The sequence below is a fragment of the Vibrio sp. 10N.222.49.A3 genome, assembly GCF_041475145.1.
Taxonomy (GTDB): domain Bacteria; phylum Pseudomonadota; class Gammaproteobacteria; order Enterobacterales; family Vibrionaceae; genus Vibrio; species Vibrio tasmaniensis_A.
Map to the genome: position 1 here is coordinate 55,195 of NZ_JBFRVM010000019.1, position 15,937 is coordinate 71,131.

The 15,937-nt window shown below is 43.0% G+C and carries 11 protein-coding genes and 1 tRNA gene; 6 read left to right on the forward strand and 6 right to left on the reverse strand.

Translation table 11 applies throughout. The features are described from left to right. Nucleotides 1-118: 118 nt before the first annotated feature. Nucleotides 119-1,531: a pyruvate kinase PykF gene (pykF, locus tag AB4589_RS02600; RefSeq protein WP_012603178.1), complete on the reverse strand. Its 1,413-nt coding sequence runs from the start codon at nt 1,529-1,531 to the stop codon at nt 119-121. Nucleotides 1,532-1,960: 429 nt separating this feature from the next. On the opposite strand from pykF, the gene AB4589_RS02605 reads away from it, so the two are divergent. Both AB4589_RS02605 and glmS read left to right on the forward strand, forming a co-directional pair. Continuing rightward, nucleotides 1,961-2,731: a DeoR/GlpR family DNA-binding transcription regulator gene (locus AB4589_RS02605; RefSeq protein WP_004736011.1), complete on the forward strand. Its 771-nt coding sequence runs from the start codon at nt 1,961-1,963 to the stop codon at nt 2,729-2,731. A gap of 107 nt (nt 2,732-2,838) precedes the next feature. After that, entirely contained in the window at nt 2,839-4,671 is a 1,833-nt protein-coding gene (gene glmS / locus AB4589_RS02610; protein ID WP_065680160.1) for a glutamine--fructose-6-phosphate transaminase (isomerizing), read from the forward strand. A 246-nt stretch (nt 4,672-4,917) separates the two neighbouring features. Here glmS and AB4589_RS02615 read toward each other — a convergent pair whose 3' ends face one another. After that, nucleotides 4,918-5,940: a Mal regulon transcriptional regulator MalI gene (locus AB4589_RS02615; RefSeq protein ID WP_065105567.1), complete on the reverse strand. Its 1,023-nt coding sequence runs from the start codon at nt 5,938-5,940 to the stop codon at nt 4,918-4,920. A 247-nt stretch (nt 5,941-6,187) separates the two neighbouring features. Here AB4589_RS02615 and malX point away from each other — a divergent pair, with 247 nt between their 5' ends. The 3 genes from malX (at nt 6,188) to manA (ending at nt 10,121) form a co-directional block, all read left to right on the forward strand. Further along, nucleotides 6,188-7,765 (forward strand): maltose/glucose-specific PTS transporter subunit IIBC, encoded by a 1,578-nt coding sequence (gene malX, locus AB4589_RS02620; protein ID WP_372099234.1) that lies wholly within the window; start codon nt 6,188-6,190, stop codon nt 7,763-7,765. A gap of 83 nt (nt 7,766-7,848) precedes the next feature. Further along, on the forward strand, nt 7,849-9,021 hold the full coding sequence (locus AB4589_RS02625) for a MalY/PatB family protein (RefSeq protein ID WP_135384553.1): 1,173 nt from the start codon (nt 7,849-7,851) through the stop codon (nt 9,019-9,021). After that, a complete protein-coding gene (manA, locus tag AB4589_RS02630; RefSeq protein ID WP_065105570.1) occupies nt 9,018-10,121 on the forward strand; it encodes a mannose-6-phosphate isomerase, class I in 1,104 nt (367 codons plus the stop codon). Before AB4589_RS02625 ends, manA begins: the two co-directional genes overlap by 4 nt. Before the next feature lie 117 nt (nt 10,122-10,238). Here the strand turns inward: manA and AB4589_RS02635 are convergent, their stop codons facing one another. Further along, nucleotides 10,239-11,132, reverse strand: a complete 894-nt coding sequence (locus AB4589_RS02635; protein ID WP_372099237.1) for a DMT family transporter — start codon at nt 11,130-11,132, stop codon at nt 10,239-10,241. A 75-nt stretch (nt 11,133-11,207) separates the two neighbouring features. Here AB4589_RS02635 and AB4589_RS02640 point away from each other — a divergent pair, with 75 nt between their 5' ends. Continuing rightward, entirely contained in the window at nt 11,208-12,023 is an 816-nt protein-coding gene (locus AB4589_RS02640) for a helix-turn-helix transcriptional regulator (RefSeq protein WP_372099239.1), read from the forward strand. Nucleotides 12,024-12,369: 346 nt separating this feature from the next. Here the strand turns inward: AB4589_RS02640 and AB4589_RS02645 are convergent, their stop codons facing one another. The 3 genes from AB4589_RS02645 to rpoD all read right to left on the reverse strand — a co-directional run bounded on the left by AB4589_RS02645 (nt 12,370) and on the right by rpoD (nt 15,922). Further along, a complete protein-coding gene (locus AB4589_RS02645; RefSeq protein ID WP_372099241.1) occupies nt 12,370-13,638 on the reverse strand; it encodes an O-acetylhomoserine aminocarboxypropyltransferase/cysteine synthase family protein in 1,269 nt (422 codons plus the stop codon). A 200-nt stretch (nt 13,639-13,838) separates the two neighbouring features. After that, nucleotides 13,839-13,914, reverse strand: a tRNA-Ile gene (locus AB4589_RS02650). Between the two features lie 163 nt (nt 13,915-14,077). Then, nucleotides 14,078-15,922 (reverse strand): RNA polymerase sigma factor RpoD, encoded by a 1,845-nt coding sequence (gene rpoD, locus AB4589_RS02655; protein WP_009847799.1) that lies wholly within the window; start codon nt 15,920-15,922, stop codon nt 14,078-14,080. Between the last annotated feature and the right edge of the window lie 15 nt (nt 15,923-15,937).

The following is a 15,937-nucleotide window of genomic DNA, read 5'->3' on the forward strand; positions in this document are numbered from 1 at the left end:
CAGTACGTAGTTCTAATGTGATTGATAATACAGCGTACTGAAAAGTTAGGCAAGATTTTGTTTCATAAAAAAAGAGGGCCGAAGCCCTCTTTTATATTTTATGCGAATCGGTTCATTCTTATAGAACGTGAACAGATGCTGTGTTTGTAGTACCAGAAGCGACTAGAGCACCAGAAACCATAACTACGATGTCGCCTTTGTTACCTAGGCCAGATTGTAGAGCGATTTCTTTACCGTTGATGTAGAACGCGTCTGTGTTCTCGATAGAGTCAACAAGAACTGGCTTAACACCTTTAGTAAGAACTAGCTGTGCAGCTGTCTTTTCGTTAGTTGTTAGAGCAAGGATGTTTGCAGTTGGGAAGTACTTACGTACTGAACGTGCAGACTTACCGCCTTCAGTTGCAACAACGATTAGAGGAGCAGCTAGCTTCTCTGCTGTGTCTACAGCGCCTTTACATACTGCTTCAGTGATGCGTAGACGTGGGCTGTCTAGACGAGAACCTAGCTCAGCTTTAAGAGCTGAATCAGTACGGTTCGCGATTTGAGCCATGATAGTTACAGCTTCAACTGGGTACTTACCTTTAGCAGTTTCACCAGAAAGCATTACTGCATCAGTACCATCCATAATTGCATTCGCAACGTCACCCGCTTCAGCACGAGTTGGACGTGGGTTGCTGATCATAGAGTCAAGCATTTGAGTTGCAGTGATAACCATCTTACGTGCGCGGTTACACTTCTCGATCATCATCTTCTGAGCGAAGATTACTTCTTCAGCTGGGATTTCAACACCTAGGTCACCACGAGCAACCATGATGCCGTCAGAAGCTTCAAGGATTGAATCGAAGTTATCTACACCTTCTTGGTTTTCAATCTTAGAAATGATGTGGATGTTCTCGCCGCCGTTAGCGTTTAGAAGCTCACGGATTTCTTTAACGTCTTCTTCTTTACGAATGAAAGAAGCAGCAACGAAATCTACGCCTTGCTCGCAACCAAACTTAAGGTCAGCTTTGTCTTTTTCAGAAAGAGCTGGAAGTTGAACAGAAACGCCAGGAAGGTTAACACCTTTGTTTTCGCCTAGAGCACCGTTGTTAAGAACTTTACACTTAACTTCAGTTTCTGTTGTTGCGATAACTTCCATTTCGATTAGGCCATCATCAACAAGGATAGTGTTACCTGCTGTTAGGTCTTTAGCGAAACCTAGGTAAGTTACTGCTACTACGTCTTTGTTACCAACAACTGTTGCGTCAGTTGTGAAAGTGAACTCTTGACCAGCTACTAGATCTACGTCGTTACCATCTTCAAGTTTGATAGTACGGATTTCTGGACCTTTAGTATCTAGAAGGATCGCAAGTTGCTCACCATTATTTTCCATTACTTTACGGAAGTTCGCGATACGAGTGCCGTGCTCTGCGAAATCACCGTGAGAGAAGTTAAGACGCATAACGTTCATGCCAGCATCTACTAGTTCAGTTAGCTTCTCTACAGATTCAGTTTTAGGGCCAATCGTACATACGATTTTGGTCTTTTTCATGGAAGGTACTCTCCGGTAAGTATTGTTACAATTTGAAATTTATTTAAGTTCTGAAGATTGGTCCGCTACATCAACATTTTGTGCCTGTTGTGTAAAAGCGCGGGACTTCCAATATGTCCTTCAGAGTTGTAAGTCTTTCATCAATTTTAGTCATTTTATGACCAAAAGATTTTGATTCAATATCGGTTTTCTGTGACTTACCCCACTATATAGGCGGTAAGTTGCAAAAAAATAACAGTCAGTTTTGTAATTTTTTTTCTTTTCGGGTGCGGATTCTACCACCTAATGAGTTCAATATCACTGCTTAACAATTGTCTTAGGACAAGGTTTTATCGCTATTTATTAATTTTTTGGATCAAAATAAATGGACTAAATAGTTTCGTTGTAACTATAATATGTTTCATATCGAAACTTAATGGCCTTTTTTAAATGTCGAAACGAAACACCCAGCTCAGAAGACATGCAATTTCTAACCTAGTGAATGAAAAAGGGGAGGTTAGTGTTGATGAATTATCCGCTAAGTTCGAAACCTCAGAGGTCACGATTAGAAAGGACTTGGCGTCTTTAGAGAAAAATGGTCAGCTTTTGCGCCGTTATGGTGGTGCGATTTCATTACCGAAAGAGGTTGTCAACGAAGAACTGGGTCCACAAGTTTCGACTCGAAAGATTTCATTGGCGAAAGCCGCAGCAGATTTAATTCGCGACCATAACCGCATTGTGATCGATAGTGGTAGCACGACAGGAGCGCTAATTCAGCAGCTCAATAGCAAGCGTGGTTTGGTTGTGATGACCAACTCGTTGCACGTTGCTAATGCACTTAATGAGTTGGAAAGCGAACCAACACTGCTAATGACCGGCGGCACTTGGGATACCCATTCGGATTCTTTTCAAGGCAAAGTCGCAGAATCAGTACTTCGAGCTTACGATTTTGATCAACTATTTATCGGGGCTGATGGTATTGACCTTGATAGAGGCACAACCACGTTCAATGAATTGGTTGGTCTAAGTAAAGTAATGGCTGAAGTGTCACGAGAAGTGATCGTGATGGTTGAGTCGGAAAAGGTGGGACGAAAGATCCCGAACTTAGAGCTGGCATGGGAACACATTGACATCTTAATTACCGATACAGACTTAGGCGAAGAATCCAAAGCAAGTATCGAATCACATGATGTTCGAGTGATCCTGACCGATCCAGCGTAAAAACAAATTTAAGTATTATGCATTTACCTTCCTATAGTTGATCTTGATAAAGATCTGGCCTTTGCTTGCTGCCAATAGGAATAAAACGAAATTGATGGAGTGAAACTATGTGTGGAATTGTTGGTGCAGTAGCACAGCGTGATGTAGCCGAAATTTTAGTAGAAGGCCTTCGCCGCCTAGAATACCGAGGCTACGATTCAGCGGGTGTCGCTGTAGTTGATAGCGAATCTAACCTAACTCGTGTACGCCGCCTTGGTAAAGTACAAGAGCTAGCAGACGCAGTCGATCAACAACATGTTATTGGCGGTACTGGTATCGCTCATACACGTTGGGCGACACACGGTGAGCCTTCTGAAGCAAACGCACACCCACACATGTCTGGTGATATTGCTGTTGTACACAATGGTATTATCGAAAACCACGAAGCACTGCGCGCTCTTCTTCAAGAGCGTGGTTATGTGTTTACTTCACAAACGGATACTGAAGTTATCGCTCACTTAGTTGAATGGGAACTTCGTACTTCTGATTCATTGGTTGAAGCGCTTCAAAAGACCGCGAAACAATTAGATGGTGCATACGGCACGGTGGCGGTTGATCGTAAAGATCCTAGCCGTATCGTTGTTGCTCGTTCAGGTAGCCCGATCGTTATCGGTTTTGGTGTGGGCGAGAACTTCCTTGCTTCTGACCAACTAGCGCTATTAAGCGTAACTCGTCGTTTCATGTACCTAGAAGAGGGTGATGTTGCTGAGGTTACTCGTCGTGATGTAACGGTATTTGATGTAGCGGGCGAGCGTGTTGAGCGTGACATCGTTGAATCAAACGCAGAGCACGATGCTGGTGATAAAGGTCAATACCGTCACTTCATGCAGAAAGAGATCTTTGAGCAGCCAACAGCGCTGATCAACACAATGGAAGGTCGTATCTCTGACACTTCTGTGATCACTAATGCAATCGGTGTTAAAGCTGAAGAGATCCTAAGCAAGGTAGAACACGTGCAGATCATCGCATGCGGTACGTCTTACAACTCAGGCATGGCAGCTCGTTACTGGTTTGAGTCTCTAGCAGGCGTAAGCTGTGATGTAGAGATTGCTTCTGAATTCCGTTACCGTGATTTCGTTGTTCGCCCGAACAGCCTATTGGTGACTCTGTCTCAGTCTGGTGAAACGGCGGATACGCTTGCTGCACTTCGTCTTGCAAAAGAAAAAGGTTACATGTCGGCAATGACTATCTGTAACGTTGCGGGTTCTTCGCTAGTTCGTGAATCTGATTTTGCCTTCATGACTCGCGCAGGAACTGAAATCGGTGTTGCTTCAACTAAAGCCTTCACAACACAGCTAGCGGCTATGCTGATGATGGTAACGTCAATTGGTCGTCTACAAGGTCGTATCAATGAAGAGAAAGAAGCGGAAATCGTTCAATCACTGCATCAACTGCCTGCTGATATCGAGAAAGCATTGGCGTTTGATAAAGAGATCGAAGCGCTAGCACCTGATTTTGCTGATAAGCATCACACACTGTTCTTGGGGCGTGGTGAGTTCTACCCAATCGCGATGGAAGCGTCTCTTAAACTGAAAGAGATCTCTTACATCCACGCAGAAGCATACGCGGCTGGCGAGCTTAAGCACGGTCCTTTGGCTCTTATCGATGCAGATATGCCAGTCGTCGTTATTGCACCAAGCAACGACTTGCTAGAGAAGCTGAAATCAAACGTTGAAGAAGTACGTGCTCGCGGCGGTCTACTTTACGTATTCGCAGATGAAGACGCAGGCTTTGAAAGCGATGAGAACATGAAGATCATCAAGATGCCTCACGTAAGTGAAGTAACAGCACCTATCTACTACACAGTACCGATGCAGCTGCTGTCTTATCATGTAGCACTAATCAAGGGTACCGATGTCGACCAACCGCGTAACTTAGCAAAAGCCGTAACGGTAGAGTAAAGCAAAAGATCGGCTTTAATCGGGTTGTCGGTAGACAAGAAAGTTTGAACTATAAATTAATCGTTAACCTCCAACTTACTTAGTTGGAGGTTTTTTGTATCACGTATGGGGAAGCTACGAGTTACGATACTGCTGAAAAATAGCTGAGGAAGCAATTTCAATAGTTAGCTGTAAATACTTAACCAACGAGATGCGTTAACGGACTTCGTGGTTTATTTCACTGTCGCGGTACTTATTGCTGTCATATTATGCTGAGTCGCGCGCTATTAACTCTGGCGTTAAAATAACACTTTGCGGAATGCTATCTTTATTTTCAAGTTGACTGATTAATCGATGTCCTGCTTCACGTCCAATATCACGAACTGGCGTAGAAACAAAAGTTAGAGAAGGTTGGATCAGTTCAGCTTCCGGCACATCATCAAAACCAATGATTGCAACTTGTTGGCCAATATAGTTATCTTTACCAACACTACGATTGGAACGATTAACACCGTACACTGCCCCAAATGCTGTTGAAGAATAATGGCAAAGTAAAGCGGTTATCTTTGGGTTTTTATTAATCAACTGATTGACCGCTTCTGCTGAAGCTGTTTGGCTTTTATCACACTCAATTACCCATTCAGGTTTAAATGGCAAGCCAAACTGCATTAATGTGCTGCAATAACCACCTAAACGTTCTGCTCGGCTTAACGAGTCAGATTGCCCTCCGACATAAGCAATTTGGCGGTGTCCCTGTTTGATAAGGTATTCGGTGGCAATTTTTGCCGCTTGCATATTATCTGGCCCAACAAAATCTATTTGTTGTCCTACCTTTGCTCGTGCCACACAAACAATGGGTACATTTAGCTCTTTTACTTTATCGATGTTAGGAACCCCGATATCACGGATTGGGCAGAACACAATTCCCCCAACGCCCTGCGCCACCATAGTTGCTATACATTGATCAAATTTATCTTGGTTCGTTCCCGATTGGGCAAGAAAAAGCATGTAGCCTTTATCTTCCAATACTTCACTTAAACCTGCGGTGACCTCTGCATAATATGGATCGCTAATATCTCTTAGAATTAATCCAATCAGTGCCGACTTCTGTGAGCGTAAATTAGATGCACTGCGATTTTTTATATAGCCGAGATCATGTACTGCTTGATTAACCTTGTCGATCGTATCTGTAGATATACGTCCTTTAGCACTGAGTACCATCGAAACGGTTGTCACTGAGACTCCAGCTCGTTCTGCGACGTCCTTAATATTTGCTTTTTTATTTGTCATAGCTCTTCTTTATCAAAAATTGATAAAACGTTACACCTAATAAAACCACCTGTACCTCGCCTATTCTATCGTATTTATATACAGATTGAAAAATTATCTCGATCACGATCACAATAAATGTGGTAAAACGTTTCACCACATTTTTATCATGTGTATTCTGCATTCAAATACAGAGTACATTCGCCCCTTATCCTACGTTTTGAATGATCTCTGACTTTATTCTTAAGTATTTAACTGGAGACAACCTATGCAACAAAAAGCTAATAAAACAACGTTGTGGGAATTTCTACAAAGCCTAGGGAAAACCTTCATGGTTCCCGTCGCTTTGCTCGCATTTTCGGGCATTCTTCTTGGGGTTGGCAGTTCATTTTCCAGCTCGGCACTAAAAGAAGCGATGCCATTTTTTGATAATATTGCTTTGCAATATATCTTTATTTGGATGACTAAAATTGGCCTAGTAGCGTTTATCTACTTACCTGTTATGTTTGCTATTGCGATTCCAATGGGGCTCGCTCGTGAAGAAAAAGGGGTAGCAGCTTTTTCGGGTTTAGTTGGCTATGCAGCGCTAAACCTAGCGATTAATTTCTACCTAACGGTCACTGGCGTACTTGATAGCGATATTGAACGTCAAGCTTACGGTGTGAAATCGATCTTAGGTACTGACTCTATCGATACTGGTATTCTTGGTGCCGTTATTGTCGGTATTATCGTGGCAAAATTGCATGTTCGTTTTTACACATTCAAAATGCCTGATGCTTTAGCTTTTTTTGGCGGTGCACGGTTTGTCCCTATTATTTCAACCATTACTTTAGGTCTAGTTGGTCTATTGGTTCCTTTTGTATGGCCATATTTTGCTGCTGGTATTAACGGCATTGGTTACGCTATTGCAGGCGCTGGTGACTTTGGTCCTTTCCTTTTTGGTGCTGGTGAACGTTTACTTCTTCCTATTGGTCTTCATCACATCCTTGTGGCGCTTATTCGCTTCACTGAAGCCGGTGGCACGATGGAAGTGTGTGGTGAAAGTGTGTCTGGCGCGCTTAATATCTTCTATTCCGAGCTTGCATGTTCTGAAACTCAAGGCTTCACTCCATCAATAACCGCGTTCCTATCGCAAGGTAAAATGCCGGCATTCTTAGGTGGTCTTCCTGGTGCTGCTCTAGCTATGTACCACTGTGCAAAAGTTGAAAACCGCAGCAAAATTAAAGCTCTATTACTCTCTGGTGTCGTTGCTTGTGTAGTAGGTGGTATTACTGAGCCACTTGAATTCCTATTCCTATTCGTTGCGCCAGCCTTGTATTTCATCCACGCAATGCTTACTGGTTTCGGCTTCATGATTATGGGCATGCTTGATGTGACTATTGGTAACACAGATGGCAACATTATTGACTTCTTAGTGTTCGGTATTCTTCAAGGCACTGCTACGAAATGGTACTTGGTTCCTGTTGTTGCGAGCATCTGGTTCACGGTTTACTACTTTGTATTCAAATTCGCAATCCTTAAATTCAACCTTAAAACTCCAGGTCGTGAAGCTGAAGAAGCGGTTGTGTCTGAAGAAGCTGAAACTATTCTTGCAACTGAAGGTGGTAAAGGTGGACTAATCCTTGCGGCTCTTGGCGGCGCACAAAATATTACATCACTTGATAACTGTATCACTCGTTTACGCTTGACTGTGGCTGACATGAGCTTAGTTGATGATGCAAAACTTAAGTCTTACGGTGCTCTTGGGGTAGTGAAGCTTGATGAGCATAGCTTACAAGTAGTTATTGGTACTCAAGTTCACTTAGTGAAAAATGAGATGCAATCTTTAATGGTAACAACAGCTTAGTCTTTTTACTTAAGGCGGGAGTCTCTTCCGCCTCTTCTCCACTTCAAATTTTGGGCTCATGATGAGTTTTGGGAGTCTCTACTATGTTCAATTTTTCTGAGCAGATCGATCGTAAAGGCAGTTATTGTACTCAATGGGATTATGTCGAAGATCGATTCGGTGAAGCCGATCTCCTTCCATTTACTATCTCTGATATGGATTTCGCCGCTGCTCCAGAGGTAATTGAGTCGCTACACTCGCGTTTAAAACACCCCGTATTGGGTTACAGTCGCTGGAATCACAGTGATTTCAAAAATGCGGTGACTCAGTGGTTCAAAAATCGTTTTGATGCTGAATTCAACGATGAATATTTAGTCTACGGTCCTTCTGTTATTTACATCGTATCCCAGCTTATCAGGCAATGGAGTCGTCTTGGTGAAGGAGTTCTTATTCATACTCCGGCCTATGATGCGTTCGATAAAATGATTTTAGGTTTAGACCGCAATATTGTCGCGAGTCCATTACAAGCCTCACCCTCAGGCTACCAGGTTAACTGGGTGCAATTTGAAACCCAATTAGCTGACCCTAACAACACTATTTTATTGCTATGTAGCCCGCACAATCCGACGGGAAAAGTGTGGAGTAAAGAAGAACTAATAAAAATGGCAAAGTTATGTATTAAGCATAATGTTGCGGTGATTAGTGATGAAATTCATATGGATGTGAGCTTTAAGCCTCACACTCCTTGGCAAGGATTTGATGCTGGTAGTCGTTGGGCTTTGGTTAGTTCCGCATCCAAATCATTCAATATCCCGGCTTTAAATGGCTCTTATGCTTTTATTGCAGAAGACTCTGCACGCGAAAATTATCTATTTAACCTTAAACAGATAGATGGGCTTTCTTCACCATCTATTTTAGGTGTGATTGGCTTAATGGCGGCATATCAACACGGCGCGCCATGGCTTGATGAATTAAAAACCTACTTATACGCAAATCATCAATATGTACAAGATACTTTGGCAGTTCAACTTCCAATGATTGGATATCAGATCCCAGATGCGACTTATCTTGCTTGGATTGATCTTTCTTCGCTCTCTATTGATATGGATGCGCTAAATCAGTGCCTAATCAAAAAGCATAAAGTAGCAATTATGCAAGGCAGCACCTATGGAGATGTAGGTAAGAATTTTGTGCGCTTAAATTTAGGCTGTCCACGTAGCAAAGTAGAACAAGGCTTATCCGCCCTCATTTTAGCGATAAAAGAGTTAACTCAATGAATACATACCGCTTAGAAGCTGGACAACAACATTACCAATGGGGTTCTCACTTACTTTACGGGCTGTTTGGCCTCGAAAAAAAAGAGAATAATCCACTTGCTGAGCTGTGGCTTGGTGGACATTCTTCTTTGCCATCACAAATACAGGTCAATGATCAATTGTGGCAAGGCTTAGACCTGTTCCTAGAGCAGAAACCGCTGAATTTTTTATTTAAGGTACTCAGTGCATCTCAACCTTTATCGCTGCAAGTTCACCCAAACGAGCAACAAGCAGAAGAGGGTTTTGCGCGTGAGAGTGCTCTTAATATCCCCCTAAATGCACCGCATCGGAATTACAAAGATGCTTATGCTAAGCCTGAAATGGTCATGGCATTATCCCCGTTTAAAATTATGGTCGGGTTTCGAGAGTTAGAAGAGATTACGGATAATTTGAACTTAGTTGAGTCAGAGGCATTGAAAGCGATTGTTCAAAAGGGTGGGTTCAATCATCAGGATTTAGTGATCTCTTTGCTCCAGCTTTCATTCTCTGAAAAGCAGGATGTTATCTCTAAAGTACTGTCGATTGCGATTACTAGAAATGTTCCAATGTGGCAGCAGGTTATTGAACTTGCTCATTACTATCCAAATGATATAGGCATACTCGCACCACTCTACATGAACTGTTTAACTCTAGAGCCTGGCGAGGCAATGTACCTTCCAGCGGGTACTATTCACGCCTATACCAAAGGTACATGCGTCGAATTAATGGGTTGTTCAGACAACGTATTAAGAGCCGGACTAACACCTAAACATATCGATACAGCGGAATTGATCACTTGTACGCAATTTGCTCCTTTTACCCCCGAAAAGCTTGTGGCGAGTGTCATCAATCACGACCGAGTATTACAACCTACAGAGACCAACTTCGGTTTAGCACTACGCCAAACCACTGAAGATAAGCAACCGCTTAATGTGCCGACTCGCTCCATTTTATTAGTTGTGAAAGGTACAGCCCAACTTAATGATATCACTTTGTCTACTGGGCAATCTCTGTTTATTGAACCGGGTACTTACCAAGTATCTGGCGATGGTTTACTAGTTCGGGCTTTTGAGTCTGAATAGAAAAGAGCCCAAATGGTGTTAGGTTCTTTTCTTCCCAATCCATCTATAATTCATATTGGAGATGGATTTTAACCACTAACTAAACGTTTAAGTCACCCTAAATTAAACTAACTTCCATTAGGCTGCTTCAGGGTTCAAGGTTACTCGTAATGATAGAGTTTTCATTTGAGCAATCAACAGTCCAACTAGAACACAACCGCCGCCAATCAAATGGTACATAGTTGGTTGTTGACCAAGGAAGATAAGGCTAATTAGGACCGTAAACACAGGAACTAGATTCATGAATAATGTGGCTTGTGAAGCGCCAATACGCTGTACACCTTGAAGCCAAAACCAAGGGGCAAGAACTGAAGCAAAAGCCGCAGCAAAGATCACCATAGGAAAAGCATCAACTGCGATTAGGTAGGAGTCACTACTCAATAATAAAGGTAATTGAATCAGGGCACCAATAACGACTTGGCAAAAAACAGACGTCCAAGGTTTTAATGGCAGCTTCCATTTATTGAGCAAAACTGAGTAAAGAGCATAGGCCAAGCTAGAGATAAGCATTAAGCCATCACCTTGTTTTATACCATCAGACAACAAACTCACCGGATTACCTTTACTCAACATATACGTTAACCCTGAGAGGGAGATTACGGCGCCAAATAGTGCCTGTTTTTTCAATTTGCTACCCAAGAGTGGAACCGCAAGAAACAATCCAAACAATGGCATTAATGATAAGAACACCGCTATATTTGTCGCGCTAGTAGTATGTGCAGCGTAATACGCTAGACATTGATTAAGGACCATACCGAGTGAAGCTAAGATCGTTAATTTTAATATAAGTGGCTTTATTTGCTCTCGTTGTTGCCATACTGGCTTAATGCAAAATGGTAATAGGATTAACAGTGCAAAAAGCCAACGATAAAAAGCTATGGCACCAGGCTCTATCACACTGGTTGCTAATTTACTGATTACAGCATTTGCTGCCCATATAAATACGGCGGCAATAGGAAATAAAATATTCATAATAATCTCTGTTGTGGGGACTTGTTTCGGAAGATCAACTAACAGAATTGTCACATCAACGAAGGGGAAAGCTGTATGCCGTTCACGACAGAGAACATAGCTAACACGACAGGCAAAACATTTATGCCGAGACTGGATGAAACGCTCCCTACTGATGTGTTTTTTCATTATTTTTTTCTTGAGGCGCAAACCGAAACTTTGCCTCATTCACACGCTTGGGGGCAGTTGCATCTAATCAAACAAGGTGTACTTGAGATAGAGGTAGATAAGCAAAAAATGGTTTGTCCCGCTAACTATGCAATTTGGACCCCAGCACAGCAGCAGCACCGTGCTTTTAATCGAAGTGATGTCGAGTACTGCGCTATTAATATCGCTTTAAGTATTAGCCCAAGCCTACCTAAGCAGGCTTGTATGATCCCCCTAACACCATTATTAAGAGCAATAATAGATGATTTGGTAGAACGAAAAACAACGGTGGTGTTGACCGAGGAAGATAGGTGTTTAAGCCATGTATTAATGGAAAGGCTCGCGAAAACTGAGCCCATAGAAAATTACCTCCCTTCGAGCGATGATAAATTGCTCGCCCCTATTATGGCTCATCTCCAGGAAAATCCTTCCGATAACTCCAGTTTAGCGATGTGGGCAAAGCGTGTATTTAGTACCGAACGAACGATTGCTCGACGTTTTAAAAAAGAGCTAAGAATGAGTTTTAGTGATTGGCGCCAACGGGCAAAGTTAGTTAAAGCTATGGCATTATTAAAGGAGTCTATATCAATTAACGAAGTTGCTTTTCAACTGGGTTATAGTCAAGGGTCATCTTTTATTAAAATGTTTCGCAAGCTTACCGGAGTAACGCCAGAGCAATTTAGGAAACAAAACCAACAGTATTGATTTTAGAAAGAATTCGAACTTTGGATGCTATACATGGTCCATGTGAGAATTACTTTTAAATCGCCTGATGGCGAATACCCAAACTTCAAATGAAAGTTAATACGAAAAAGTGACCTAGAAAAAGGCTTCATCATTTTGTGCATGGTTCTCTCGTTTATGGACTTCTAGTGAGTTTAAACCTTTATCGTTCGGCCACTTTCTTACATAGCTGAGTAATGAACAATTGCTTGAGAAAAGTTCTAACGCTTTCCGGAATATAGATAATAAGAAGCCCATCCTGTGATGGGCTTTTTTGTGTCTGTTAGTTAACGATCAGTGTTAGATCTAGCTTTCCTGTTATTAAGCGTTAAGTATTAAGTGCTTGCTCTAGGTCAGCCAAGATATCGTCAATGTGCTCGATACCTACTGAGAGGCGAATCATCTCTGGTGATACACCCGCTTGTTTTTGTTCCGCTTCGCTTAATTGACGGTGTGTTGTAGAAGCAGGGTGACAAGCGAGAGATTTTGCATCGCCAATGTTCACCAAGCGCTTGAATATTTGTAGCGCATCATAGAAACGAACACCTGCTTCATAACCATCTTTCAAGCCAAAAGATAAAATGGCAGACGGCTTACCTTGCATGTATTTCTCAGCCAGCGGATAGAACTCAGACGTTGGTAAACCAGCGTAGCTCACCCAACTCACTTTCTCATGTTGCTGAAGGTACTCTGCTACTTTTAGTGCGTTCTCTGTGTGTCGCTCCATGCGTAGCGACAACGTTTCTAGACCTTGCATTAGCATGAAGGCATTCATTGGCGACAGTGCTGCACCCGTATTACGCAGTGGAACGGTTCGAGCACGTCCAATAAACGCGGCGTCACCAAAAGCCTCGGTGTACACCACACCGTGGTAAGAAGGCTCTGGCTGATTAAAAACTGGGAAGCGATCTTTATGCTCTGCCCATGGGAATTTTCCTGAATCGACAATTACGCCACCGAGTGTTGTTCCGTGACCACCAACGTATTTAGTTAGCGAGTGCACCACAATATCAGCACCAAAATCGATAGGTTTACACAGTACAGGTGTTGCTACCGTGTTATCGACAATCACAGGCACACCTTTTGCGTGAGCAAGTTCGGCAACACGTTCTAAGTCGATGATATTACCTGCTGGGTTGCCGATACTTTCGCAGTAAACCGCCTTGGTTTTTTCATCAATCAGTGCCGCTAAGCTTTCTGGTTTGTCGTCTTTGGCAAAGCGAACTTCTATCCCTTGATTTGGCAGCATGTGAGCAAATAGAGTGTAAGTACCGCCGTAAAGCTGAGGCGTTGAAACGATGTTGTCACCGATTTGTGCCAACGTTTGAATGGCATAGTTGATCGCCGCGCTGCCCGCACTCACCACTAAGCCTGCAATACCACCCTCTAAGGCCGCCATGCGTTTTTCCAACACATCGTTGGTTGGGTTCATTATGCGAGTGTAGATATTACCGGGTACCGCAAGATTGAAGAGGTCAGCGCCGTGTTGTGCGTCATCGAATTCGTAAGCAACGGTTTGGTAAATAGGTGTCGCAACCGATTTGGTTGTTGGATCAGTGTCGTAGCCGAAGTGAATCGAGAGCGTTTCGTCTTTCATGTTTCTTCCCTGAACGATTGAATTATTTACGTACTCTCATATTGCCGATTTTTTTATAAAAGAAAAGTATATTTAGTCACAGAGAGGGAATTGGAATTGTGTGGGACGATTGGTTATTTGTAGGAAACATAGCTGTGAGTTGTGCAGCTTCAGAAAAGCAAAAAGCCAGAGCAGTGTGAATTGTTCTGGCTTTTCTAATTTGGTGGCCCCTCCCAGATTTGAACTGGGGACCGAACGATTATGAGTCGTGCGCTCTAACCACTGAGCTAAGGGGCCGTAGGGCATAGATTATAGGGGAACCAATCAATGGTGTCTAGACACTATGAGGGGCAATTCCGCTTACATCTTAGCCACTTAAATCACGTAGGCACAAAAAAGGTGAGCCAACGCTCACCTTTTTTATTTTATGCTTAAAAGCTAACCACACTAAAGCGTGTAATTACTCGTCTAGGAAGCTACGCAGAGTTTCTGAGCGGCTTGGGTGACGAAGTTTACGCAGTGCTTTTGCTTCGATCTGACGGATACGTTCACGAGTTACGTCGAACTGCTTACCAACCTCTTCAAGAGTGTGGTCAGTATTCATGTCGATACCGAAACGCATACGCAGTACTTTCGCTTCACGAGGCGTTAGGCCTGCAAGAACGTCTTTAGTTGCACCGCGCAGGCTTGTTGCCGTTGCAGAGTCTAAAGGCAGTTCTAGCGTTGTATCCTCGATGAAATCACCTAGGTGCGAATCTTCGTCGTCACCGATTGGTGTCTCCATTGAGATTGGCTCTTTAGCGATTTTCAGTACTTTACGGATCTTGTCTTCAGGCATTTGCATGCGCTCAGCCAACTCTTCCGGAAGTGGTTCACGACCCATCTCTTGTAGCATTTGACGAGAGATACGGTTTAGTTTGTTGATCGTTTCGATCATGTGAACCGGAATACGGATAGTACGAGCTTGGTCGGCAATCGAACGAGTGATTGCTTGACGGATCCACCACGTAGCGTAAGTAGAGAACTTGTAACCACGACGGTATTCAAACTTATCTACCGCTTTCATCAGACCGATGTTACCTTCTTGAATTAGATCCAGGAATTGTAGACCACGGTTTGTGTACTTCTTAGCAATCGAGATTACTAGACGTAAGTTCGCTTCAACCATCTCTTTCTTAGCACGACGAGCTTTCGCTTCACCGATAGACATACGACGGCTGATATCTTTGATGCTTTGAACAGTAAGAGACGTTTCACGTTCGATGATATCCAGCTTTTGGATAGAGCGACGGATGTCGTGTTCGTTACGTTTGATCTTTTCTGCGTATGGCTTGTCTGAAGCAAGAACTTCGTCCAACCATGCTTCGCTAGATTCATTGCCAGTAAATAGAGCAATGAAAGATTTCTTCGGCATTTTGCCGTACTCAACCGTTTGACGCATGATTAGGCGTTCTTGAGTACGTACGCGATCCATTGAAGTACGCAGTTCGTTTACTAGGTAATCAAACTGTTTTGGCGTCAGACGGAATTCTTTGAATACGTCTTGCATCATTGTTGTTGCAAGCGTTGCTTTCGGGCTTTCGTGGCCGTATTCATTGATTGCTAGTTGACGGTTTTGGTAGCTAGTACGAAGTGCTGTGAACTTCTCAAGAGCAAGCTCAGGATCAATACCTGTATCTTCCTCTTCTTCTTCCTCGTCGTCTTCTGCTTCTTCTTTGTCTTCGTCTTCTAGATCAGTTTTAGCGAGCTCTGAACCGATGTGAGTCGCCGTTGGCGCAGCTGTGCCATCGTCGTCTGGGTCAACAAAGCCATTGATTAGATCTGTTAAACGAATCTCTTCAGCGAGTACGCGGTCAAACTGTTCCAAGATGTATGGAATCGTGCCTGGGTACTCAGCTACAGATAATTGAACAGTATTGATACCATCTTCAATACGCTTCGCAATGTCGATTTCGCCTTCACGAGTCAGTAGTTCAACTGTACCCATTTCACGCATGTACATACGAACTGGGTCAGTTGTACGGCCAATCTCGCTTTCTACGCTTGAAAGCGCAGCAGCAGCAGCTTCAGCTGCATCTTCATCTATATTGGCATCGTCATCATTAAGTGCTAGATCATCAGCGTCAGGTGCAGTTTCTACTACCTTGATACCCATGTCGTTGATCATTTGAATGATGTCTTCTACCTGTTCAGAATCCACGATTTCTGCAGGTAGGTGGTCGTTTACTTCGGCGTAGGTCAGATAGCCTTGTTCCTTGCCTTTAATAACAAGTAATTTAAGCTGTGACTGCGGATTTTGATCCATAGATGATATCCAACT